18 protein-coding genes are annotated in these 22,290 nt (G+C 62.8%); 6 read left to right on the forward strand and 12 right to left on the reverse strand.

The window, feature by feature from the left end:
- Positions 1 to 151 precede the first annotated feature (151 nt).
- From EH209_RS21620 to EH209_RS21630, 3 genes are read right to left on the reverse strand one after another with little or no spacing between them, the layout of a single operon-like run.
- Complete coding sequence (locus tag EH209_RS21620) at positions 152 to 1,015, reverse strand: carbohydrate ABC transporter permease (RefSeq protein ID WP_126664889.1); 864 nt, start codon at positions 1,013 to 1,015, stop codon at positions 152 to 154.
- The gene (locus tag EH209_RS21625; protein WP_126664890.1) at positions 1,008 to 1,934 is read right to left on the reverse strand and encodes a carbohydrate ABC transporter permease; all 927 of its coding nucleotides are present in this window, start codon (positions 1,932 to 1,934) and stop codon (positions 1,008 to 1,010) included. Before EH209_RS21625 ends, EH209_RS21620 begins: the two co-directional genes overlap by 8 nt.
- Before the next feature lie 9 nt (positions 1,935 to 1,943).
- A complete protein-coding gene (locus EH209_RS21630) occupies positions 1,944 to 3,248 on the reverse strand; it encodes an extracellular solute-binding protein (protein WP_126664891.1) in 1,305 nt (434 codons plus the stop codon).
- A 320-nt stretch (positions 3,249 to 3,568) separates the two neighbouring features.
- Here EH209_RS21630 and EH209_RS21635 point away from each other — a divergent pair, with 320 nt between their 5' ends.
- Positions 3,569 to 4,711, forward strand: coding sequence for an ABC transporter ATP-binding protein (locus EH209_RS21635; RefSeq protein WP_126664892.1), 1,143 nt, complete (start codon positions 3,569 to 3,571; stop codon positions 4,709 to 4,711).
- A 276-nt stretch (positions 4,712 to 4,987) separates the two neighbouring features.
- Here EH209_RS21635 and EH209_RS21640 read toward each other — a convergent pair whose 3' ends face one another.
- On the reverse strand, positions 4,988 to 6,319 hold the full coding sequence (locus EH209_RS21640) for a sialidase family protein (protein ID WP_126664893.1): 1,332 nt from the start codon (positions 6,317 to 6,319) through the stop codon (positions 4,988 to 4,990).
- A 279-nt stretch (positions 6,320 to 6,598) separates the two neighbouring features.
- On the opposite strand from EH209_RS21640, the gene EH209_RS21645 reads away from it, so the two are divergent.
- Complete coding sequence (locus tag EH209_RS21645; protein ID WP_126664894.1) at positions 6,599 to 7,060, forward strand: universal stress protein; 462 nt, start codon at positions 6,599 to 6,601, stop codon at positions 7,058 to 7,060.
- Between the two features lie 107 nt (positions 7,061 to 7,167).
- On the opposite strand, the gene EH209_RS21650 is transcribed toward EH209_RS21645, so the two are convergent.
- The 3 genes from EH209_RS21650 to EH209_RS21660 all read right to left on the reverse strand — a co-directional run bounded on the left by EH209_RS21650 (position 7,168) and on the right by EH209_RS21660 (position 10,419).
- The gene (locus EH209_RS21650) at positions 7,168 to 7,692 is read right to left on the reverse strand and encodes a hypothetical protein (protein WP_249038879.1); all 525 of its coding nucleotides are present in this window, start codon (positions 7,690 to 7,692) and stop codon (positions 7,168 to 7,170) included.
- A gap of 436 nt (positions 7,693 to 8,128) precedes the next feature.
- Positions 8,129 to 9,448 (reverse strand): alpha-galactosidase, encoded by a 1,320-nt coding sequence (gene melA / locus EH209_RS21655; protein WP_126664896.1) that lies wholly within the window; start codon positions 9,446 to 9,448, stop codon positions 8,129 to 8,131.
- 104 nt (positions 9,449 to 9,552) lie between these two features.
- Positions 9,553 to 10,419 carry a fumarylacetoacetate hydrolase family protein gene (locus EH209_RS21660; RefSeq protein WP_126664897.1) on the reverse strand — a complete coding sequence of 289 codons (867 nt, stop codon included), beginning with the start codon at positions 10,417 to 10,419 and terminating at the stop codon, positions 9,553 to 9,555.
- A gap of 110 nt (positions 10,420 to 10,529) precedes the next feature.
- Between EH209_RS21660 and xacF the strand changes: the two genes are divergently transcribed.
- Both xacF and EH209_RS21670 read left to right on the forward strand, forming a co-directional pair.
- On the forward strand, positions 10,530 to 11,969 hold the full coding sequence (xacF, locus tag EH209_RS21665; RefSeq protein WP_126664898.1) for a 2,5-dioxovalerate dehydrogenase: 1,440 nt from the start codon (positions 10,530 to 10,532) through the stop codon (positions 11,967 to 11,969).
- A 378-nt stretch (positions 11,970 to 12,347) separates the two neighbouring features.
- Positions 12,348 to 13,754, forward strand: coding sequence for a GntP family permease (locus EH209_RS21670; RefSeq protein WP_249038880.1), 1,407 nt, complete (start codon positions 12,348 to 12,350; stop codon positions 13,752 to 13,754).
- Between the two features lie 404 nt (positions 13,755 to 14,158).
- Here EH209_RS21670 and EH209_RS21675 read toward each other — a convergent pair whose 3' ends face one another.
- The 3 genes from EH209_RS21675 to EH209_RS21685 form a co-directional block, all read right to left on the reverse strand.
- Positions 14,159 to 15,388 carry a mandelate racemase/muconate lactonizing enzyme family protein gene (locus EH209_RS21675; RefSeq protein ID WP_126664899.1) on the reverse strand — a complete coding sequence of 410 codons (1,230 nt, stop codon included), beginning with the start codon at positions 15,386 to 15,388 and terminating at the stop codon, positions 14,159 to 14,161.
- Positions 15,389 to 15,469: 81 nt separating this feature from the next.
- Entirely contained in the window at positions 15,470 to 16,513 is a 1,044-nt protein-coding gene (locus EH209_RS21680) for a zinc-dependent alcohol dehydrogenase (RefSeq protein WP_126664900.1), read from the reverse strand.
- 133 nt (positions 16,514 to 16,646) lie between these two features.
- Positions 16,647 to 16,898, reverse strand: coding sequence for a HalOD1 output domain-containing protein (locus EH209_RS21685; RefSeq protein WP_126664901.1), 252 nt, complete (start codon positions 16,896 to 16,898; stop codon positions 16,647 to 16,649).
- Positions 16,899 to 17,144: 246 nt separating this feature from the next.
- On the opposite strand from EH209_RS21685, the gene EH209_RS21690 reads away from it, so the two are divergent.
- Positions 17,145 to 17,918, forward strand: coding sequence for an SDR family NAD(P)-dependent oxidoreductase (locus tag EH209_RS21690; protein ID WP_126664902.1), 774 nt, complete (start codon positions 17,145 to 17,147; stop codon positions 17,916 to 17,918).
- An 18-nt stretch (positions 17,919 to 17,936) separates the two neighbouring features.
- On the opposite strand, the gene EH209_RS21695 is transcribed toward EH209_RS21690, so the two are convergent.
- Both EH209_RS21695 and EH209_RS21700 read right to left on the reverse strand, forming a co-directional pair.
- Positions 17,937 to 18,809 carry an SMP-30/gluconolactonase/LRE family protein gene (locus tag EH209_RS21695; RefSeq protein ID WP_126664903.1) on the reverse strand — a complete coding sequence of 291 codons (873 nt, stop codon included), beginning with the start codon at positions 18,807 to 18,809 and terminating at the stop codon, positions 17,937 to 17,939.
- Positions 18,810 to 18,906: 97 nt separating this feature from the next.
- Positions 18,907 to 19,668, reverse strand: coding sequence for an IclR family transcriptional regulator (locus EH209_RS21700; protein ID WP_008895716.1), 762 nt, complete (start codon positions 19,666 to 19,668; stop codon positions 18,907 to 18,909).
- Between the two features lie 704 nt (positions 19,669 to 20,372).
- On the opposite strand from EH209_RS21700, the gene EH209_RS21705 reads away from it, so the two are divergent.
- Positions 20,373 to 22,283 (forward strand): glycoside hydrolase family 127 protein, encoded by a 1,911-nt coding sequence (locus tag EH209_RS21705; RefSeq protein WP_126664904.1) that lies wholly within the window; start codon positions 20,373 to 20,375, stop codon positions 22,281 to 22,283.
- Positions 22,284 to 22,290: the final 7 nt, after the last annotated feature.

A 22,290-nucleotide genomic window follows, 5' to 3' on the forward strand; every position in this document is an offset into this window, starting at 1 on the left:
GATCCGGCATCGCGTAACGACCCCGCGAGTCCATGTTTTGCGGACGGAAAATTCGTCGAGTGACGGTCCGATCGGGAACGTCAGTTCAGTTCAGTTCGGGCACCGCGTGAAAACGGGAACAGGAGCCAGTGAACGTCCGGGAGAGTACCACTTACCCGGTCGTACCGGTCCCCTGAATTTGGACGGCGCGGACGATCTCCCCCTGGAAGAAGAGGTAGACGATGAACAGGGGAAGCGACGCCAGCACCGTCACGGCCATGTGGAGGCCGGGCGTCGTGATGTTTCCTTGGTAGAGGTTCACCAGCCCGATGGGAAGCGTGTACGCCGCCTCGTCGGAGAGGACAATCAGCGGCCAGAGGAACGCGTTCCAGTTGTAGACGAACATGAACAGCGCCAGCGAGGCGAGGATGGGTCTGGCGAGCGGCAGGACAATGCGGTAGTAGATCTGGAACGTCGAGAACCCGTCGAGGCGCGCGGCCTCCTCGTACTCGTCGGGGATGTCCCGGAAGAACTGGTACAGGAGGAAGACGCCGAGCGGACTCGCGACCGCCGGCAGGATCACTCCCAAGTAGGAGTTCACCAGGCCGAGATCGGAGACGACCGTGTACAGCGGGACGATGTTCATGTAGTACGGCACCATGAAGCTCGCGAGGATGACGCCCATGACGATCGACTGGCCGGGCCAGTCGAGTCGCGTGAGCGAGAACGCGATCATCGAGTCGATGACGAGGATGATGATCGTCGCCCCGCCGGCGATAACGAACGTGTTTATCGTCCACTGGACGAACAGCGACTCCGTCAGGAGGTACTGGTAGTGGTCGAACGTGATTTCCGGCGGGATCCAATACGGCTGTGGGTCCGTCAGGTACCGCCGTGGCTGGAACGACCGCGAGATCGTGTACAGGTACGGAATCGCCATCAGGAGGGCGACCCCGTACAGCACCGCGTGGGTGCCAAGCGACTGTAGCGAAACGTCGTCGAATCGGCTCGTCTGTTCTGTGGTAGCGTCAGTCATTGGTTCCGATCACCTTGAAGTTGATAAGCGCGATGACCACGAGAATCATGACGAGAACGTAGCCGATCGCGGCGCCGTAGCCGTACTGGTGCTGGGAGAAGGCACTCCGGTAGAGGTAGTAGACCAGCGTGTCCGTCGAGCCCCTCGGACCGCCCGAGGTCAACACGAACGGCTGTGCGAACACCTGGAACTGGAGAATGAACTGAATGATGACGACGAAGAGGATGGAGTTTCGCATCTGCGGGAGCGTGACGTCTTTGAACGCACGCCACGTGCTCGCACCGTCGAGTCTGGCCGCTTCGTAGAGGCGTTCCGGAACGCCCTGTCGAGCCGCCAGGAAGATCACGAAGTTGAATCCGACCAGCCACCAAACAGTCATGAACGCGAGCGCCGGCATCGCTAAATTCGTCGACGTCAGCCAGCCGGGCGGGTCCGACATGACGAATCCGAGGTAGTAGTTGATGAGGCCGTATCCCTCGGAGTAGACTTCCGACCAGATGAGCGTGACGACCGCAACGGTAAGGATGTACGGACTGAAGTAAATCGCCCGGAGGACGGTTTTCCCCTTGACGTTCTTGTTGACGCCGAGCGCCAGTCCCAGTCCGAGGAGGACGAGCAGCGGGACGGAAAGTGCGACGAAGTATATCGTCCCCTTCATCGCGTCCCAGAAGACGGGGTCGTTGAACAGTTCGATGTAGTTCTCGAGCCCGATGAACTCGGACTCGGAGGGAACGAACGGGTCCCAGTTGTGAAGGCTCATGTAGAAGCCCTTCAGCGCCGGCCAAATGAGGAACACCGAGAACACCGCTAGGTACGGAAGCGACCATGCGATCCCCTCGACCGTCTCTTTCCGGACGCCGAATACGGTCTGCTGGGCGCGCTCGTTTTCACCGGTCGTGAAACGATTTCGTAGTCCCATGGTCGTCAGTTACTCCTCGAGGCCCTTATTGACCATCGAAACGCCGTCGTTGAGTGCCTCTTGGGAGCTCTCGTAGTTGTGGCCCCACATGTCGAGCAGCCACTGGTACCAACTCTCCGAGTTGGGGTCGCCGTTCGGCACCTTCGGATGGTAGAAGTACATATCTTCCTCGGCCATCTCGAGGTATTTACTGAGGGTTTTGTCGTAGAACGACGCGTTTTGGAACACCTCGGATTCCCGGATGTCCGCAGCGGCGGGCAGGTGACCTGCTCGGGCACCCCACTCAGGGTTTTCCGTCGTCAACCAGTGGGCGACCTCCGCCGCGATTTCGGATTTTTTGTCGTCGCGGTCCTGGCTCCGGGGCATCACGATCGTATGCCCGTCCGTCCAGACCTGATCTTGGGTCTTGTTGGGAGCGATGGTCGGCTTGAAGAAGCCCCAATCGATGTCCGACTCCTCGAGGGTGGCCACGTACCACGTCCCGTTCATCGTCATGCCCAGATCTCCGTTCTCGAAGGCGTTTGCACCCCAGTCCGCCTCGGTCGTCTGGGGGGACCACTCCATATCGCCGGTCATATTCCAGAACAGTTCGGAGGTATCCTGGCCCGCCTGGCCGTCGAACGTCGGGTTCCAGTCGCTGTCGAAGAGTTCGCCGCCCTGCTGCTTGACGAACGTACTCCACGTTCGCCACGTCCCGAAGCCGTCGTTGTACGGGGTCTGGCTGAACGCCCATTTATCGGTTTCTTCGGCGATGGCGTCCCCTGCGGCTTTGAACTCCTCCCAGTTCGTCGGCGGGGACTCGGGATCGAGGCCCGCTTCCTCGAAGATCGCTTTGTTGTAGTACATCCCGACCGGATGCAGGTCCATCGGAAGCGCTCGCGTCTCGCCTTCGACCGACACGAGGTCCCAGTGGTTGTCGAGGTAATCGCCCTCGATTTCACCGGTATCGATGTAGTTGTCCATCGGCACGATGGTTTTGTTCCACGCGCGCAGGTACGCTGCGTGCATAACCGCCAGATCAGGTCCGCTACCGCCAGCGAGCGTCGTGTACAGGTTATTGTAGTACTGATCCCACGGCGTCCGCTGGCGGTCGATCGTCACCTCCTCGTCCACGTCGAGCGGCTGTTCATCGTTGAACTTCTGAACGATATCCTCCATCACGGGGCCTTCGCCGCCGCTGAATAGTTCCCAGAACGAGATGGTGTAGCCGCTGGAGCCGCCGCCGATGCAGCCGGCGATCGAGGCGGTGCCCGCGACACCGGCAGCTTTGATGAATCTACGACGTGATTTCGACGATATTCGGTTACTCGTCATGCTTGTTCCCAGTAGTCATGGATAGCTGCATCATGATAAATGTTCGTGATTGGGAGGATGGTTGTATCACTGAGCCCGACAATCATCCACTGAGTAGTAAATTTCGCTGAATAGTACGGAGTTTTCACCGTCACACACCGAGCGCGAGCCTCGGAACGACCCGCTGTTGCGTCGATGCGCTGCAGCGTTCGTCACGCCGGGCTGTACTGCATCCAGTAGAGACGGCTCACGACCCGACGTATCGTCTCTTTTCGCCACCGCCCGTTCTCGAAACCCGACCTATCCAAAGGGTTATTATACGTTAGAAGTAATCCTACCCCATGGGTCGTGTTAGTATTGAGAACGTGTCAAAGTTCTATGACGGGAGTAGCGACGGCGAAGGAAAAATTGTGGCAGTCGACGATGTGAGTTTCGACATCAAGGATGGCGAATTCCTCACCATCGTCGGCCCCTCCGGGTCGGGCAAGTCGACGCTGCTACGGATGGTCGCGGGTCTCGAAGACATCAGCGAAGGCCAGATCCGTATCGGCGACCGCGTCGTCAACAACATCCAGCCCCAGGACCGCGGGGTCGCCATGGTGTTCCAGAACTACGCGCTCTACCCGCACATGACCGTTCGGGATAACATGGCCTACGGGCTGAAGCTGACCTCGGACCTCAGCAACGATGAGGTTCAGAAACGCGTCGAGGACGCCGCCGAGATGATGGGTATCGAAGGCCAACTCGACAAGAAACCCGGCAGCCTCTCCGGCGGCCAGCAGCAGCGGGTTGCCACCGGCCGCGCCATCGTCCGCGATCCGGAAGTGTTCCTCATGGACGAGCCGCTGTCGAACCTGGACGCGAAACTCCGCGCCCACATGCGGACGGAAATCCAGCGCATCCACGAGGACCTCGGAACCACGTTCATCTACGTCACCCACGACCAGGAGGAAGCGATGACGATGTCCGACCGCGTCGCCATCCTCGATCAGGGGAACGTTCAACAGATCGGGACGCCCGACGAAGTCTACAACGAACCCAAGAACCTCTTCGTCGCCGACTTCGTCGGCAGCCCCGCGATGAACCCATTCGACGTCGAACTCGAGGGAACGACGCTCGTCGGAGCCGACTTCCAATACGAGATTTCCGAAGAGTACGCGGAGCGAGTACGGGAACGGACCTCGGACGGGGAATCGCTCGTGCTCGGGATTCGACCCGAAGATATCTACATCGCAGACCCTTCCGACCGGAACGCCATCGAGGCCTTCCTCGACGTGCTCGAACCCGTGGGATCGGACAACTACCTCTACCTCGACATGGCAGGTATCGACGAGTGCCGAGTCCGGGTTCCCGGCGACGTGAAACCCGAGGAGAACGATTCGCTGACCATCTCCTTCGACGAGGACGACATCCACCTGTTCCGAAAATCCGACGGTCGGAACATCCTAGCGGAGAAACGCGAGAAGCAGGAAGTCACCGCGTAATTCGGCTGTTGGCGCGGTCGGTCGGCAGCGACGAACTGTAGCGAATTCCCGTCGATCGAACCGGAACGCGACGGGAGCGGGTGTTCGATTCTACGACAGACGGTATTCGATAAAAGACGAACGTCCTCGAGGAGGGACACTTCTTCCTCGCACCATACGGTGACGGTTGCGGTGCCGGCGAATCGACGAGAGTCCAATGAGAAATGCGACGCGAACCGGCGTCTGGGCGACCGAAAATAAATGAGATGGTAACAGTTGCCTAGCCAGCCCGCGTTCTCAGAGCTTGTTCAACTTCAACGGACGCTCCGCGTACCGGATCTCGCAGAGTTCATCGTTCATCGCGGTCGAGGTCATCTGGAGGAGTTGTTTGCCGTTCGGGGACGGGAGAATCGGCGTCGTCCACCCGACGAAAATCCGGCCGCCGAGTTCGCTCTCCGTTTCGAAGGACAGCGGCGCCTCGACCGGGGTCCAACTGCCGCTCCCGTCGAGGTTCGTGTTGGCGAGGAGGACCTCGCCGTTGCCGTCGGCCAGTTCCCGGTTCCCGTCGACCAGTTGCTTGGCGGAGACGAGAATCGTCCCGTCGGGTCCACCTCTCGGCGTCCACGTGATGGACGGGCCGTTGATGAAGCGCCGCCCGTCGTCGGTGACGACCTGTTGCCCGAGATCCGTCGGATCGCCCCAGTCGCGACCGTCGGGTGATGTTTTGACTCTCACTTCGCCGTTCACGGTGTCGGAGCCGACGACCTCGTAGGCGGCCATATAGGTGCCGTTCGGTAGTTCGACGACGCCCGGCATGCCGGGCCGATCGGTTCCGTTCGGAACCGCGGTCACGAACTCCTCGTCATCCCACGTCCGACCGCCGTCGGTCGACGCCTTGAGGCCGACGAGTTGGTTGTAACCGTCGTCGTCCGCCTGTCGTTCGTCGGCGAAGTAACAGACGAGATTTCCGTCCGCGTCCAGCTGTAGTTCGGGCTCCCACACAGGGCTGTGGCCCGCGTGCGGATACGCCGGGCCGCCGGTTACGACGGTGCTGACGTACTCCCACGACTCTCCGTGGTCGGTACTCGCGTACAGGTCGATACTCGTGTCGCCGAGTTCGCCGGTTTCACCCTCCTCGACGTCGTCGGGGTCGTCGAGAATCGGAATCGCGTTCCCGGCGGCGAGGACCGTCCCGGCCGGCCACGGCCCGGTTTCCTCGGGGAGTTCGTACAGCGTCGGCTGGTACCGCAATCCCCAGTCCTTGCCGCTCTGATCGTGAATTTCCGAGAACATCGACCACGTCTGGCCGCCGTCCGTGCTCCGATAGACCGGGAAGTACGGTTCCGAACCGCCGCTCATCGACGGATAGTACTCGAACGTCGCGAGCAGCGTCTCGTTACCGCCCGGACTGAACTCGAGGCGTTCGACGCGAGGGTACATCGCACCCGGCGCCGGCGCTCCCTCCGGCGGGGAATAGAGCGTGTCTCCGCGGTGTTTGTTACCCGAACTCTGGCAGGCTTTCGTTACGGGGACGCTGCCGGCCGTGCCGAGGCCGACGGCAGCGAGCGCTCCGATCGCTTGCAGGTGCTCTCTACGCGTACAGTCGTCGCCGGTCGCTGGATTCTTCATACATTCGTCACCGCAGTATCTCCATTACTATTTGTATATAATAGTCTTTCCCCGAAGTAGCCGAACCGCATCGGCCGTCGGAGCTGCTGTCGGTCGGCGACAGCGTCCCGCTGACGCCCGAACGAATCTCGGCTCAATCGGACGGGTTGAGACCGGACTCGAGTCGAGGCGGATCGATCTCGCTCGTCGCTCCGAACTGCATCACGGAGTGCCACGTATCACAGCGGAGTCTCCCGATTCGGGAGCAATATTTATGAATACCTGTACAAATGGTATCGTATGTCGTTCAATACGATACTGATCGGAATCGGTCCCGGTGACCGCGATCGAATGACTCGCCTCGCGACCGAGACGATAGATGTCGCGAAGCCAACCGGCGCGATGATCGTCCTGCTGCAGGTCTTTTCGGAGGACGAGTTCGACGACACGGCTGGGAAACTGGAGTTCGACCCGTCCGAAGAGGACGTCGACGTGGACATGGTCGCGCGACGGAATATGACGATCCACGAACTCATCGAGAAGTTCGAGCAGGCCGGCGTCGACTACACGATTCGCGGCGAAATCGGGAAGCCGGAGGAGGAGATCATCAGGGTCGCCGAATCGATCGACGCCGACCGCGTATTCGTCGGCGGCCGGAACCGAAGCCCGACCGGGAAAGCGGTCTTCGGGAGCGTCTCGCAAGCGGTGATGCTCTCCTCGCCGTGTCCGGTGACGTTCGTCCGCCACGAACTGGACGACTGATCGGGAGGTACCGGTACCCTACCGAAGTCGAAGCCCACGCGCGCAACGCGCGTCGTTTCGACAACGCCGTCCGATCGCGACGACCCGTTACGAAGCGCCGTTCTTCGTCACCTCTCACGCTCGGCGACGACGGCGACGTGGAACGTGAACAACAGGAACGGGAACGCCAGACACACGGTAACGGTGAGAACGACGCTGACGACGAATAACCCAATGCTGACGAAGCCGAGGAGCACGGTGTCGAACGGATGGATAGTGGTCCAGGAGTAGCCGCTCGTAACCGCATCGTAGACCGCGTTTCCCTCCGCTAAGCGGACGAACGCCACGACGAGCACGGCGCTGAGGTGAGCGGTCAAGTAGCACGCGACGACCGCGAGGGCGCCCGACTGTACGGCTCCAGTCAGAATGTAGTTGGTGGCGTAGCCGACGGTGACGGCCGCGAAGGCGACGAACACGCCGCTGAGGAGCACGGAATTATGCCAGTGCTGTGAAAGGGTAGAGGCGACCGCGTCGCGGTCGATCTCTCCCTCTTCGCGGAGCGTCAGTACGGCCTTGTAAGCGGCGAGCGTGGCCGGCCCGATAGTGATGAGCGGGAGGGATGCGACGAACCAGAGGAGGCTGACGACGACCATCGTACTGCTGTTATCGTACGCGGATCTGAACGCGACCCCGAGCCCGTGGTGGACCGAACGGATGTCGTCCGACGTGTTCATCGTCGCACCCGTGAGGCGAACGGTCGCGTCGGTTTCCAACAGACGGTCGCCGTCGTCTCACCGTCTCCGATACGAGCCGCTGACTGACCGCCCAGCCGGCAGTTACGCGACTGCGGTCGGTCGGTCCAGCGGCTCGACCGGTTCGCCGTTCCGTCGGACCCTCGTCGAGCGTGCATTTTGTACTAGACTCGAGTTGCCCGTAATGAGTGTTACCGTCCCGTCGGCACCCGGTCGGTCGCGCGGTGGCCGCGTTCTTCTCGGGAGCCGCTCGTTACTGACGCCCGTACTGGACGTACGAGCGGGCCTCGATCGGTGACCGGCCGCAGAATCGTCGAGAGGCGACCGATCGGGAGCGTCAGTTCAGGTTGGGTAGATACTCGGCGTTCGCTGCCAGCAGGTCGTCGACCATCTCGTCGATCGTCTCGAGATCGAGCGCGGCCGCCGTGAGCGGATCGAGCTTCACGGCCTGGCGCAGCGCGGTCTCGTCTCGCTCGAGTATCGCGGTCACCGTGCGTTCCTGAACGGCGATGTTCGTCCGATTCAACGCCGCGAGCTGCGGCGGCAGGTTTCCGACGGAGCAGGGGTGAACCCCTCGCCCGTCGACCAGACACGGTACCTCGACGCACGACTCGTCCGGAAGGTTCTCGATGGCGCCGGTGTCGTTCCGGAGGTTGATGTTCATGCGCCGCTCCTCGTCGGTCTCGATCGAGTGGACGATTCGCGAGCCGTACTCCGGGGAGCGCTCGAGCGCGACGTCGTCTTCAGTGACCTCGAACTCGCCCTCGAGATCCGGCTGGTAGGAGCGCCAGTGTTCCAGATACCGTCCCGTTGGCATCCACTCGACCGTGTAGTGGCCGAACGCCTCTTCGGGAGTCAACTCGTCGATGACGTCCTGGTCCGTCCGGAAGTACGGGAGGTACTCGCTCAGGTGGTGGCTCGATTCCGTGATGAACGCCCCGAAGTGGTCCATTACGTCGAATCGGACCGGATCCTGCGCGTAGATGTCGGGATCGTCCGCTGCGTCTCGAAGCGCCGGGTAACAGTCTTCCCCCTCATGTTCTAACTCGAGGTACCACGCCATGTGGTTGATGCCGGCCACCCAGTGTTGGAGCTCCTCGCTCGGGACGTCGAGATACCGGCCGATAGCCGCGGTCGTGTGCTGGACGCTGTGACAGAGGCCGACCATGTCGACGTCCGTCGCTTCGTCGACCGCCCAGCAGAGGATCGCCATCGGGTTCGTGTAGTTCAACAAGAGCGCGTCGGGACAGAGTTCCTCCATGTCCCGGGCGATATCGATCACCGTCGGAGCGGTTCGCAGCGCACGGAAGATGCCGCCGGGACCGAGCGTGTCGCCGACGGCCTGCTTGACCCCGTACTCCTCGGGAATCCGGATCTCGTTCTCGAACGGTTCTTCGCCGCCGACGTTGATCATGTTGAAGACGTAGTCGGCGCCCTCAAGGGCGTCGCGCCGATCGGTCGTCGCGCGGATCTCCCCGGGGAGATCGTGGTGATCGACGATCGCCTCCCCGATCTCGGCGGTCCGCGCTACCCGATTCGGATCGATATCCATCAGCGTGATCGTGCTGTCTTGCAGCCGCTCGAACGAGAAGAGATCCGTCAGCAGGTTCTTCGCGAATACGACACTCCCGGCGCCGACGAAGGTTATGTTCGGCATGATCCAAAACGGTGTTCAGTAGCTTCAGTCTCGGGTATCCGCGCGCGACACCAGTTTCGTTCAGGTTTCGTCGAATCGTTCCGTACGCGCGTCCTCGGCGTGACTCACACTTCGACGACGGTGTTGACGAGTTCGCCGATCCGATCGATTTCGATGCGCACCTCGTCGTCCGGTCGGAGTGTGAACCCTTCGTCCGGGACGAGCGACGTTCCCGTGAGGAGCACGCCGTTCTGCGGAACGGAGTTGTGATCGCACCAGTACTCGACGAGTTCCTCGCAGGAGCGGTCCATCTCGCCGGTCGAGGTTTCGCCCTCGTAGAGCGTCTCCCCGTCGCGGCTGATCTCCATCGTCATCGTCAGCTCGTGGGGGTCGCCGACGCTCTCGGCCGACGCGATGCAGGGCCCGAGCGAACAGCACTTGTCGTACACCTTCGCCTGCGGGAGGTAGAGCGGGTTCTCGCCCTCGATCGATCGGCTGCTCATGTCGTTGCCGACCGTGTAGCCGACGATCTCGCCGTCGTAGAGGACGATCCCCAGCTCCGGCTCCGGGACGTCCCACGCCGAGTCCGCGCGGATGCCGACCGACTCATCGGGTCCGACGGTTCGGCTCGGCGTGGCCTTGAAGAAGATCTCCGGCCGCTCGGCCTCGTAGACCTGCACGTACATCTCCGGCATGCCGCTTTCGGCCTCGCGAGCTTCCTCGCTGATCTCGTAGGTGACGCCGGCCGCCCAGACTTCGTCGGGAACGATCGGCAGCGCGCTGTCGGCTAAGGCCTCGCGGTCGACCGTCGGCGCGGTCTCCGCGAGCGTTTCCGCGAGCTTGTCTACTCTCGTGTCGGCGACGTTTGCCGCCGCGGCGAGCTCGGTGAATCCGTTGAGACGAGGTTTAACCGCCGTCAAATCGTAGGCAGCGTCTCCATCGTCGGCAATCAATCTATACCCGTCTCCATCGGGAAGGCGATGATACCGCATGAACAGTCAAAGTAGCTTCTTGATAATAAAACTCCCGTCCGTGGCAGATGTCGGGGCAGCCCTCGTCGAATCACAAAACGTTATCAGACCATAGTCCGAACTACGGGTGTATGCCTGACGACCGCTTGAATTACATCGACGGCGAGTGGACCGAATCGCACACCGGCGAAACGTTCGAAACGACCGACCCGGCGAGCCCGGAGGAAGTCGTCGCGACCTATCCCCAGTCCGACGCCGAGGACACGGAACAGGCCATCGAGGCCGCCGACGCGGCGAGCGACGACTGGGGGACGACCCCCGGCCCCGAGCGCGGGCGAATCCTCACCGAGACCGGTTCGCTGCTCGCCGACCGAAAGGACGACCTCACCGAACTGCTCGTCCGCGAGGAGGGCAAGACCTGGAGCGAGGCTGGCGGCGAGGTACAGCGAGCGATCGACATCTTCCACTACTACGGCGCCAAAGCCAGCGACCTCGGCGGCACGGTCAAAAGCTCCAGCGCCCGCAACACGAACCTCTACACGAAGAACGAACCGCTCGGCGTCGCCGGGCTGATCACGCCGTGGAACTACCCCATCGCCATTCCGGCCTGGAAGATCGCGCCCGCGCTGGCCGCGGGTAACACGATCGTCATCAAGCCGGCGACGCTGGCACCCGGCGTCGTCCACGAGATGGCGTCCGCCCTCGAGGAGGCCGGCCTCCCCGACGGCGTCATCAACGTCGTCACCGGCCCGGGCAGCACGGTCGGCGACGCGATCGCCGGTCACTCCGCGGTCGACGCCGTCTCCTTTACCGGCAGCACGCAGGTTGGGAACGCCGTCTACGACACCGCGACCGAGGACGGCAAGCGCGTCCAGCTGGAGATGGGCGGCAAGAACCCCACCCTCGTCACCGACAGCGCGGACGTCGAGGAAGCGGCCGATATCGTCTCCGCGGGCGCGTTCGGCGTCACCGGGCAGGCGTGTACGGCCGCGTCCCGCGCTATCGTCGACGAGGAGATCTACGACGAGTTCGTCGAGGCAATCGTCGAGCGCGCCGAGGCGATCGACCACGGCCACGGGCTGGACGACCCCGGCATGGGGCCCCACGTCAGCGAGTCCGAACTCGAGAGCACCCTCGAGTACGTCGACATCGCCGAAGACGAGGGCGCGACCCTCGAGTGCGGCGGGAACGAACTCGACCGCGAGGGCTACTTCGTCGAGCCCGCCGTCTTCTCCGACGTGGACAACGACATGCGCCTCGCACAGGAGGAGGTCTTCGGACCGGTCCTCGCAGTCATCCCGGTCAGCGACTTCGACGAGGGTATCGAGGTCACCAACGATGTCGACTTCGGCCTCTCGGCCAGCGTCGTCACGGACGACCACACCGAGGCGAACCGCTTCGTCGAGGAGGTCGAGGCGGGCGTCGTGAAGATCAACGAGAAGACCACCGGCCTCGAGCTGCACGTCCCCTTCGGCGGCATGAAGGACTCCTCGAGCGAGACCTACCGCGAGCAGGGCGACGCCGGACTGGACTTCTACCAGATCAGCAAGACGGTCTACGACAACTACTAACGGGGTTGGCGGGGCACGACGCCACGTCATCCGCGTGAACTGACTCCTGCCGTTCTCGTTTCGGAACGACGGAAGGGGCGATCGACTTCCGACGTCGGTCGCTCTTCGAATGCGATCGATTCATATTGAACTCGACTCGTAGCGCCGACTGAACAGGGTTCTGTCAATCACAAGGTGACACCGCGAGAACTCTACGCTGACCGCCGGCCGTTATTCGGCTCGCTTCGCCGACCCCTCAAGTACACTCCGATCCAGACGTTCACCTGAGACGCCGCGAGTACGCGCATCCGGCGCTCTACGAGTCGAACCAGACTCACGCTACGCGACTTATGTCACAGCGAATTGAATCTAAAACACACAAAAAAATAAAGAAGGACCATGAGTGACGATACGGTGATGGTCAACAATACAGTACTGCAACTTGGCGGTCAGGCACCGCTCGTCGCTGTCATAGCAGGGATTATAGCCATCCTCCTGCTACTCGTCGTCCTCGACCTCCCGGCGTTCGTTTCGCTCGTCGTCGCCGGGTTTACGGTCGGCCTCGTCGCGCCGGCGATCGCGTTCGCCGACGTGCCCGGAGAGTTCGCGGCGGCCTTTGGCGACAACATGGCCGGCATCGGTATCCCCATCCTCATGGCGGCGATCATCGGGAAGGCGATGGTCGAAAGCGGCGCCGCGAACCGTATCGTTCGGGCGTTCACGAGCCTCTTCGGCGAGGACAACACGGAGATTTCGCTGTTCGGCAGCAGTTTCATCATGTCCGTCCCCGTGTTCTTCGACAACGTCTTCTACCTGCTCGCGCCGCTGGCGCGATCCGCTCGCGCACGCGACGGCAAGAACTACGCGCTGTACATCGTCGCCATGGGCGCCGCCGGCGTGGTCACGCACGGCTTCGTTCCGCCGACTCCCGGACCACTGCTCGCCGTCGACCGGCTCGATGCTGACCTCGGAAGTACCATCCTGATCGGCGTCCTTGTCGGCTTTCCGACTGCGCTCATCTCGGGACTGGGCTACGGCTACTGGATCAACCAGCGAATCGAAATCCCGCTCCGAGACACGATGGGAACGACGGTCGAAGAACTCGAGGAGCAAAACCAGATCGAGACGCATCAGCTCCCCGGATTGCTCGAGTCACTGCTCCCGATTCTGCTCGCCGTCCTCCTCGTGACCGCGGACACGACGACGCAGACGGTCCTCGGAGAGGACGCGTCGATAGGCGGTATTACGGGCTTCTTCGGAGACCCGAACCTCGCGCTCACGGTGGCCGCGCTCGCGGCGGCGTTTACGTACTACCGGATGAGCGATCTCGACAGCGATGCGTTCTCTGACGAACTCACGGACGCGCTCAAGAGCGGCGGTAACATCGCCGCCATCACCGCCGCCGGCGGCGCCTTCGGCGCGATGCTCCAGGCGGCCGGCGCCGGCGAGTACATCGCGAACGGGCTGGAGGGAGTCGGTTTCGGACTGATCGTGACGGCGTGGGTGATCGCCGCGGGCGTCCGCCTCGTTCAGGGATCGGCGACGGTCGCGATCGTCACGACCGCCGGTATCATGGCTCCGTTAGCGAGCGGACTCGACGTTAACACCGCGTACCTCGTCATGTCCATCGGTGCGGGGGCGTCGTTCTGTTCGTGGTACAACGACAGCGGCTTCTGGATCGTCAAGGAAATCGGCGGCCTCACGCAAGCCGAGACGCTGAAGACGTGGACCGTCGCGACCACCCTCATCGGGATCGTCGGCCTACTGAGCACGCTCGTGTTCTCGACGATCCTCCCGCTGGCGTAAGCACCGACTCGTTTTCGCCGTCTTTCGTCGTGCCGTCGTTGCCAATCGTGCGATCGACGTGACTAGCCGATCGCGTACCGAATCGACACAGCGAAGCGCGCTCGAGCAGTCGCTGGCGAACGAGCAAGCGCCAGAAAACGTCAGAGACAGCGTAACGCCGCCGTCGACGGGAGTCGTCGATTCTCGACTTCCACCTCACTTCGTCCGCTCCCGCGTTCTCTCGGCCCACCGGATCGAAGCGTTGCGGACACGATGTTGCTATGGGACAGCGTGGGACAACGCTCGGAGAGTTCGACGACGGCTCACACCGCGTCAGCCAACTGCTGAGTGAATCTCAGCGAGCTCGGCGAAGCTCACGCTTCGTCGAACAACGCAAATCAGAGATTTGCGAGCTTGACGTCGGCTTACGCTTCGTCGAACATCTCGGCGCCGTCAGCCAGGTGCTCCTCGACGGCGTCGAGGTCGAGCGTGAGGCCGAGGCCCGGCTTCTCCGGCACTTCGGCGTAGCCGTTCTCGATGATGTCCTCCTCGACGAGGTCCGACCACCAGCCGAGTTCGTAGGAGTGGTACTCGACGGCCAGCGAGTTCGGAATCGCCGCACCGACGTGGATGCTCGCCATCGTCCCGATCGGCGAGGAGACGTTGTGCATCGCGACCGGCACGTAGTACATGTCCGCGAGGTCGGCGATCTTCCGCGTCTGACGCATACCGCCGACGCGAGGCACGTCAGGCGCGACGATGTCGACGGCCTGGTTCTCGAGGAGGCGACGGTTGCCGTGGTTGCGGTAGACGTTCTCGCCGACCGTGATCGGCGTCGACGTCCGCTTGGTGACCTCCTCCTGCACGTCGTGGTTCTCTGGCGGGATTGGGTCTTCGAGCCACCAGACGTCGTACTCCTCCAAGCGCTCGGCGAGGCGGTGTGCGCTGCCGGCGCTGAACGACCAGTGACAGTCGAAGGCGACGTCGGCGCGGTCGCCGACGCGCTCGGTGACCTTCTCGACGATCTCGGCCTTGTGTTCGATCTCCGGGTTCCGAAGATGGCGGTTCGCGCGGTCCTTCTCGTGGCCCGAGGGAACGTCGAGGTCGAACTTCAGGGAGTCGTAGCCGAGATCCTCGACGACGCGCTCGGCCTCGTCGGCGCAGGCGTCGGGGTCGGCTTCCTCCTCGGTGTGGCAGTCGCAGTACATCCGCATCTCGTCGCGGTACTTGCCACCGATGAGCTGGTAGGCCGGCACCTCGAGAATCTTCCCGGCGACGTCGTGCAGTGCGAGTTCGATCCCCGAAATCGCGGAGATCGCTTTCCCGGCGATCGATCCCTCACCGGAGAGCTTCTGGACGAGGTGTTCGTAGAGGCGGTCGATATCGAGCGGGTTCTCTCCCTCGAGGAAGGGCGCCATGCGCTCGATGATCTCTCGGTCGCCGGCGCCCCAGTAGGATTCGCCGTTGCCGACGATGCCGGCGTCGGTGTACACGCGGACCAGCGTCCACGGGTAGTTCCCGTCGACGATGGTCGTCTGAACGTCCGTGATCTCGACGTCGCGCGGCCCGCGGGAGTTGGTAATCTCCATCGTCTCCGAGGAGAGGTCTCGCATCGTGTACTCTGCGTTCGGATCGGATAGCTGTCTGTAATCCATCTACAGTGGTAGATTACAACAGGCACTACTAAAACTTCCGTCTCAAGCGATCGCATCCGACGAAAAAATCCCGCGGGGTCCTCAGTCGCGCAGTACCGAGACGTCGAAGACCGGCTTACAGGTGCCGCCGCCGACGAACGTCTCGAAGGCTTCGTCGGCGTCCAATAGCGAGAACCGGTCGTCGATGAACGTCTCGGCGTCGACGTCGCCAGTGTCGATCAGGCGCAGCGCGTTCTCGAAGTCCTCGTACTTCGACGCGTAGGAACACTGCAGGTCGATTTCCGAGCGGACGAGGGGCGAGTAGGGCATCGTCGTCTCGCCGGTCTGTCCGATGAGGACGATCTGGCCGCCCTTCCGGACCTCGTCGACGGCCGACGGTAGTCCCGACGGGTGGCCCGTCGTGTCGAAGACGACGTCGTAGCCGATGCCGTCGGTCAGTTCCTCGCGGGCAGCGTCGAGATCGTCCTCGGCGATGTTGAGCGTCTCGAAACCGAGCTCTTCGGCGAGCGGGAGGCGGTACTCGGCGTCCTGGCCGACGCCGCTGACGACGACCTCGCCGCCCTGTGCGCGGGCGACCTGGGCGGTGAGGAGCCCGATCGGGCCGGGCCCCTCGACGAGGACTCGCGTGCCGGCGCGTACACGAGAGTTTTGGATGACGGCGCGGGTAGCGATGCTGGTCGGTTCGACCATCGCCGCGTGTTGCTGTTCGACGCCGTCGGGGACGGGGTGGAGCGCGTCCTCCGGGACGGCGATGTAGGGCTCGTAGGCGCCGTCGTGGTCCACGCCCGTGATGACCGAGTTCTGGCAGACGTTCGACTCGCCGATCTCGCACTGGTAGCAGTCGCCGCAGCCGCGGATGGGGCGCTCGACGACCCGGTCGCCGACCGAGAACTTCGTCACGGCGTCGCCGACTTCGACGACGCGACCCGAGTACTCGTGACCGATGACGGTCGGCATGGTCATCCGCTCGAAGGCGGATTCAAACTCGTAGATACCCGCGTCGCTGCCACAGAGACCCGCGTAATCGACTTCGATCAGCGCCTCGTCCGGTTTCGGTTCCGGACGGTTGCGCTCGATAAGTTCCATGCCTCCTTGGCTGCGACTAGTCTTGGCTAATCCACGCATGGTACCGAATCGTTCGCCCGCAGTTATAATTCTGTGGGGTTTGCCGACAGCCCGGCGCAGAGAACGTGACGAGTTCGGCCGAATCGAGATGTGCGCTCCCGATGACTAGCGGTTACGACAACCTCGTCTTGTGCTAACAGTCCTCTCTTTCGACGAGAACGGCTCCGGATTCAGTGATACTAACCTGACAGCCTGAGTACGTGAATTGGCACTCCAGCGCTGACTCGTCCGTCGCGGCCGAATCGATAACGGCGTCGAGTGCCTCCGGATCGATCGTCTCGTACAAGGGCGGTAACTCGGTCACCGTACGGTCCGTGACTGCCGCAACACGCTGGATGACCTTCGTCGACACGGCGGTCTCTATCGATCGGGATGCATTGCTCATGTGTTGCTCAGGCTTGACGCTAGGGAGACGTAAAAGTATTTCTGGGAAAAGGGGAGAGGGTCCGTTCTTTTCCGGTCTTAGCCCGCTTATCTGAACGATTCCGTTCCCGTCCCCCCTCGGATACGAATCACCGACGGATGCGATCGACAGAGGCTGTCAATCGCAATTGACCGTCCCCCTCCGCGCTCACCGCCGGGCTCGCTCGAGAGGGTAAACATAATGAGGGCGCACGGTCTCGCTTGCCGTATGGTCGATTACCAACACAGCCCGGTGACCGTCAGTGGCAAACGAGCCGTCGTCATCGGCGGGACGAGCGGGATCGGACAGGCGATCGCCCTCGGCTTCGCCGAGGAGGGCGCCGACGTCATCGCGACGAGTCGCAGCGAGGAGAAAGTCGACGAAACTGCCTCGGCGATCGAAGACCGCGGCGTCGTGACAGCGCGGGTCACCTGCGACGTCACCGACGCCGACTCGCTCGAGGCCGTCCGCGAGACGGCCGTCGACGAACTCGGCGGCGTCGACATCGTCGTCGCCTCGCAGGGAGCGATCTCCCGGAAGTCGGTCCAGGACATCTCCGACGAGGACTGGGATTTCGTCACCGACGTCGCGCTCGACGGCGTCCGCCGGGTGACCCAGGCCTTCGCGCCGGCGATGGACGAAGGCGGGTCGATCATCAACATCTCCTCGCTGACGGCGCGGCTCTCGATGGCGAACCTGCCGGCGTACACCGCCGCCAAGGGCGGCGTCGAGGCCTTCACCCGTGCGTCCGCGAAGGAACTCTCGCCCGACATCAGAGTCAACGCGATCGCGCCGGGTTTCGTCATCACGCCCCAGAACGCGGACACGTACGCCGAGGGTACCGAGAAACGCGAGCGCATCGACGAGCGAACCCCGCTCGGCCGAGTCGCCGAGCGCGAGGAGATCGTCGGCGCGGCGATCTACCTCGGTAGCGACGCCAGTTCGTTCGTAACCGGCGAGATCGTCACGATCGACGGCGGCTTCGCCGACAGCGCGTTCTGACCGCGTCCGGCACCTGAATTACTCCGTTTTGATTCGCGACCGGAACGCTTCGCTGCCGCCGGTCTCGAGCCCCGTCGCTCGGAAGAGCGCGCCGGCGCCGTCACCTTCTGCCTCCCGATCGCCGCCCTCGAGCGCCGTCGTCAGGTACAGGTCGTCGTATTCGGGACCGGCGAAGGTGACCGAGGATACTTTGCGTGCGGGAACGGTGAGTTGGTCGACCGGGTCACCGGTCGGATCGTACCGAACCGCGCGACCGCCGTTCCACCGCGCCGACCAGACGTAGTCGTCCTCGTCGACGGTCAGCCCGTCCGGAATCCCGTCGTCGGCGGGCGTCTCGACGAACGTCCGTCGGTTCGAGAGCCCCCCAGTTTCCCGGTCGTAGTCGAACGCGTAGATCCGGTGGGCCTCCGACTCGGTGAAGTAGAACGTCTCGAGGTCGGCGGTAAAGCCCATACCGTTCGCGATGTCGACGTCCTCGACGACGGTCGTGACGGTAGCGTCGACGTCGAGCCGGTAGAGATCGCCCAGCGAATCCTCGTCGGGCATCGTCCCGCAGAACACCCGCCCCTCGGGGTCCGCGATGACGTCGTTAAAGCGCGTGTCGACGTCGACGTCGGTGACGAGCGTCGCCGATTCCGAACCCGGCTGCCAGCGACTGACTCGACCGTTCTGGAAGAGCAGTAGCGAGCCGTCGGCCTGGATCGTGAAGCCGCCGATCGGCTGGTCGCCGTCGGTTTCGTACGCGAGCGTATGCGTTTCGGCGTCCGGATCGAACCGATACAGTTTGCCCGCCGGGATATCGACCCAGAACAAACAGTCTTCGTCGGGGTGCCACAACGGTCCTTCGCCCGTGTCGTTTTGCGTGTCCGCGACACGTTCGAGTCGGGTCATACTCTGTTCGTGTCGCCGCGATCACTTCAAGATATCTCCGCGCGAAACGGCATCGAACGCGGAAACGGCCGGCGAGAAACGGTCCGGAGACAGAGGGTTACGAGTAGTTGTGCTCGAGTTCGATGACGTTCGCGGTGCCGAGGACGGCGTCCGGAAGTTCCTCGTAGAACCGCTCCTCGCTGATCCGGTGGACCGGACAGGCGACGCTGATGGCGCCGATGCTCCGTTCTTCCCCGTTCGTAATGGGCGCGGAGACACAGCAGAGGCCGGCGAGGCGCTCCTCGTTGTCGACCGCGTACTTCTGCTCTCGGATCTGGTCGAGTTCGTTGAACAGTTGATCGCGGTCCGTGATCGTCTGCTCGGTCATCTTGGGCATCCCGTGCTTGTCGAGGATCTCGGTGACTTCGTCGCGGGGTCGGAAGGCAAGAATCGACTTGCCCAGTCCGGTGCAGTGCAGCCTGACCTGCTTTCCTTCGTGCGTATCGAGCTCCACGGCATTTTGGCCCTGCGCCTGGTAGAGGTAGATCCCCATCCCGTTTTTCTCGACGAGGAGGTTCGCCAACTCGCCGGTTTCGTTGGCGAGTTTGTCGATCTCGGACCGGGCGGTCTCGTAGATCTGGGTCCGGTCTCGAGCGTACGCGCCGAGGCCGAGGAACGAGAGGCCGATCTGGTACTCGTCGCCCTCCTTGACGAGGTACTCCCTGTTCACGAGCGTGTTCAGGTGGTTGTGAACCGCGCTTTTGCCGATATCGACCTGCTCGGCGATCTCGGAGACGCCTGCGCCGTCGAGTTCCTGAATGATCTCCACGATCTCCATCGCCCTGTCGACCGTTCGGACCGGGTGTTTCGGTTCTGCCATGGTTTCCCTATGCACCGAACCAATATAATTTTTGTTCTGGTTGAGACGCGCCACTTTCTCAAGGGTTCGCCGAAGCTTCTCTATCACTGAACGACAGTGGACGGTATCGCTGCCGTAGGGACAGACAGTACACCGTTCTCCAGAAGCGCTTAGTTTGCTAGGTATAGAGAACGGTTTTCAACTATACGGAACGCCGTATCGCCGAGGCAAATAGCCCCATATTACGGTAGTACTACTGTAAATACACTCGCTATTCCGGTATTCGAACCGGTGTGTGACGAAGAGACACTGCGTTATTCGCCGCTGTAGCGGCCCACCGATTCGAACCGTCCCTCGGTAACTGTTACCACAGTATATCCAGTTTTAGAGATGGTCGTTCGAATATAGAGAATGGTGTTGTGCTCTACGGAACGTTACAGTCGCGTGACCGGTAGTTTCGGCCCGACGGTAGAACGAGCGTGCCCACAGCACCACACCCACTGGTTCGCTGCGCCGTGCGGGCCCAGCGTGAGCGAACAGACGGACTCGACGACGAATTACCTGATCGCATCCCGTCGCCATCGTCGCTCGTGTGCTCGCCCGCGACTCCCTCGAGCGCTCGAGTTCCGACTCTCACGCGCAGCGTTTCGGTCTCCGGAGCCGCCCTGTCGCTTCGATAACCTTTATTACCAACTGGCCGATACGAGCGGGTGGGAACTACACGCATGGGTCCACGAGATGCAGTTAGCGACGGAATTTCGCTCTCCGAGGTCACGATCGACGACGACTTTTGGTCGCCGCGACGGGAGCGAAACAGGGACATAACGATCAGCTATCAGTACGACCAGCTCGAGGAGTCCGGGACGCTCGAGAACTTCCGACGCGTCGCCGACGAGGAGTCCGGCGGGTTTCAGGGGATGTGGTTTCAGGATACGGACGCGTACAAGTGGATCGAGGCCGCCTCGTACGTGCTCTCTCAGCGCGAGGATCCCGAACTGGAGGCGAAGGTCGACGAGGTGATCTCGCTGATCGCCGACGCACAGCAGCCCGACGGCTACCTGAACACGTACTTCTCCCTCGTCGAGCCCGAGAACCGGTGGACGAACCTCCACATGATGCACGAACTCTACTGCGCCGGACATCTCATCGAGGCCGCGGTCGCCCACTACAGGGCAACCGAAAAGGAGACGCTGCTCGAGGTGGCGGTCGACTTCGCGGACCGTGTCGACGACGTCTTCGGCGACGAGGTCGATGGCGTTCCCGGCCACGAGGAGATCGAACTGGCGCTCCTGAAACTCTACCGGGTCACCGACGAGATGCGGTATCTCGAGCTCGCGAAGTACTTCATCGACCTGCGCGGGAAGGAGGACCGCCTGGCCTGGGAGATCGACAACCCGGAGACGCTCGGTGGCGCCGAGTACGACGACGGCGAGGTCATTTCCGCCGCACGGGACGTCTTCACCCACGAAGACGGCTCGTACGACGGGCGCTACGCTCAGGCCCACGAGCCACTCCGGGACCAGGAGACCGTCGAAGGCCACTCCGTCAGGGCGATGTACCTGTTCGCGGCCGCGACGGACCTCGCTATCGAGACGGACGAAGACGAGTTGATCGAGTCCCTCGAGCGCCTCTGGACGAACATGACGACGAAGCGGATGTACGTCACCGGCGGACTCGGGCCCGAGGAGGCCCACGAGGGGTTCACGACGGACTACGACCTCAGGAACGACGCCTACGCCGAGACCTGCGCCACAATCGGGAGCGTCTACTGGAACCAGCGGCTGTTCGAACTCACCGGCGAGGCGAAGTACGCGGACCTCATCGAGCGGACGCTGTACAACGGCTTCCTCGCCGGCGTCTCGCTCGACGGAACCGAGTTCTTCTACGAGAACCCCTTAGAGAGCGACGGAGACCACCACCGGAAGGGCTGGTTCACCTGCGCGTGCTGTCCGCCGAACGCAGCCCGGCTGCTCGCGTCGCTCGGCGAATACGTCTACAGCCAGCGGGAATCGGCGCTGTACGTCAATCAGTACCTTGGCGGTAGCGTCGAGACGACGGTCGACGGCGCGACCGTCGAGCTATCCCAGGACAGCTCCCTCCCGTGGTCGGGCGAGGTCACCATCGATGTCGACGCCGAGGGGTCGTCGGTGCCGCTTCGCCTCCGAATCCCAGAGTGGGCCGAGTCGTCGACGGTGACGGTAAACGGCGAGTCGCTCGACGCGCCCGCCGAGGGCTACCTCGAGGTCGAACGGGAGTGGGACGACGACCGGATCGAGCTGACCTTCGAGCAGGCGGTCACGCGGCTGGAAGCCCATCCGGCGGTAGCGGCCGACGCCGGTCGCGTCGCCCTCAAACGCGGGCCGCTCGTCTACTGTCTCGAGGCGGTCGACAACGACCGGCCGCTCCACCAGTACGAGGACCCGGAGCCGACCTCGACGACGCACCGACCGGACCTGCTCGAGGGCGTCACGGTCATCGAAGGTGAGGCGAGCGTGCCAGACCGGCAGGGCTGGGACGGCGAACTGTACCGGCCGGCCGACGAGACGGCTCGAGAACGGACCGAGTTCACGGCGATTCCCTACTACGCGTGGGACAACCGCGAACCGGGAGCGATGCGAGTCTGGCTCCGGTCGTAGCGGCCGC

The sequence above is a fragment of the Haloterrigena salifodinae genome (assembly GCF_003977755.1).
GTDB lineage: Archaea > Halobacteriota > Halobacteria > Halobacteriales > Natrialbaceae > Haloterrigena > Haloterrigena salifodinae.

Coding starts and splice junctions, on each gene's coding strand:
- EH209_RS21620 (WP_126664889.1), bottom strand. CDS start 1,015: ATGACTGACGCTACCACAGAACAGACGAGCCGATTCGACGACGTTTCG.
- EH209_RS21625 (WP_126664890.1), bottom strand. CDS start 1,934: ATGGGACTACGAAATCGTTTCACGACCGGTGAAAACGAGCGCGCCCAG.
- EH209_RS21630 (WP_126664891.1), bottom strand. CDS start 3,248: ATGACGAGTAACCGAATATCGTCGAAATCACGTCGTAGATTCATCAAA.
- EH209_RS21635 (WP_126664892.1), top strand. CDS start 3,569: ATGGGTCGTGTTAGTATTGAGAACGTGTCAAAGTTCTATGACGGGAGT.
- EH209_RS21640 (WP_126664893.1), bottom strand. CDS start 6,319: ATGAAGAATCCAGCGACCGGCGACGACTGTACGCGTAGAGAGCACCTG.
- EH209_RS21645 (WP_126664894.1), top strand. CDS start 6,599: ATGTCGTTCAATACGATACTGATCGGAATCGGTCCCGGTGACCGCGAT.
- EH209_RS21650 (WP_249038879.1), bottom strand. CDS start 7,692: ATGGTCGTCGTCAGCCTCCTCTGGTTCGTCGCATCCCTCCCGCTCATC.
- melA (WP_126664896.1), bottom strand. CDS start 9,448: ATGCCGAACATAACCTTCGTCGGCGCCGGGAGTGTCGTATTCGCGAAG.
- EH209_RS21660 (WP_126664897.1), bottom strand. CDS start 10,419: ATGCGGTATCATCGCCTTCCCGATGGAGACGGGTATAGATTGATTGCC.
- xacF (WP_126664898.1), top strand. CDS start 10,530: ATGCCTGACGACCGCTTGAATTACATCGACGGCGAGTGGACCGAATCG.
- EH209_RS21670 (WP_249038880.1), top strand. CDS start 12,348: ATGAGTGACGATACGGTGATGGTCAACAATACAGTACTGCAACTTGGC.
- EH209_RS21675 (WP_126664899.1), bottom strand. CDS start 15,388: ATGGATTACAGACAGCTATCCGATCCGAACGCAGAGTACACGATGCGA.
- EH209_RS21680 (WP_126664900.1), bottom strand. CDS start 16,513: ATGCGTGGATTAGCCAAGACTAGTCGCAGCCAAGGAGGCATGGAACTT.
- EH209_RS21685 (WP_126664901.1), bottom strand. CDS start 16,898: ATGAGCAATGCATCCCGATCGATAGAGACCGCCGTGTCGACGAAGGTC.
- EH209_RS21690 (WP_126664902.1), top strand. CDS start 17,145: ATGGTCGATTACCAACACAGCCCGGTGACCGTCAGTGGCAAACGAGCC.
- EH209_RS21695 (WP_126664903.1), bottom strand. CDS start 18,809: ATGACCCGACTCGAACGTGTCGCGGACACGCAAAACGACACGGGCGAA.
- EH209_RS21700 (WP_008895716.1), bottom strand. CDS start 19,668: ATGGCAGAACCGAAACACCCGGTCCGAACGGTCGACAGGGCGATGGAG.
- EH209_RS21705 (WP_126664904.1), top strand. CDS start 20,373: ATGGGTCCACGAGATGCAGTTAGCGACGGAATTTCGCTCTCCGAGGTC.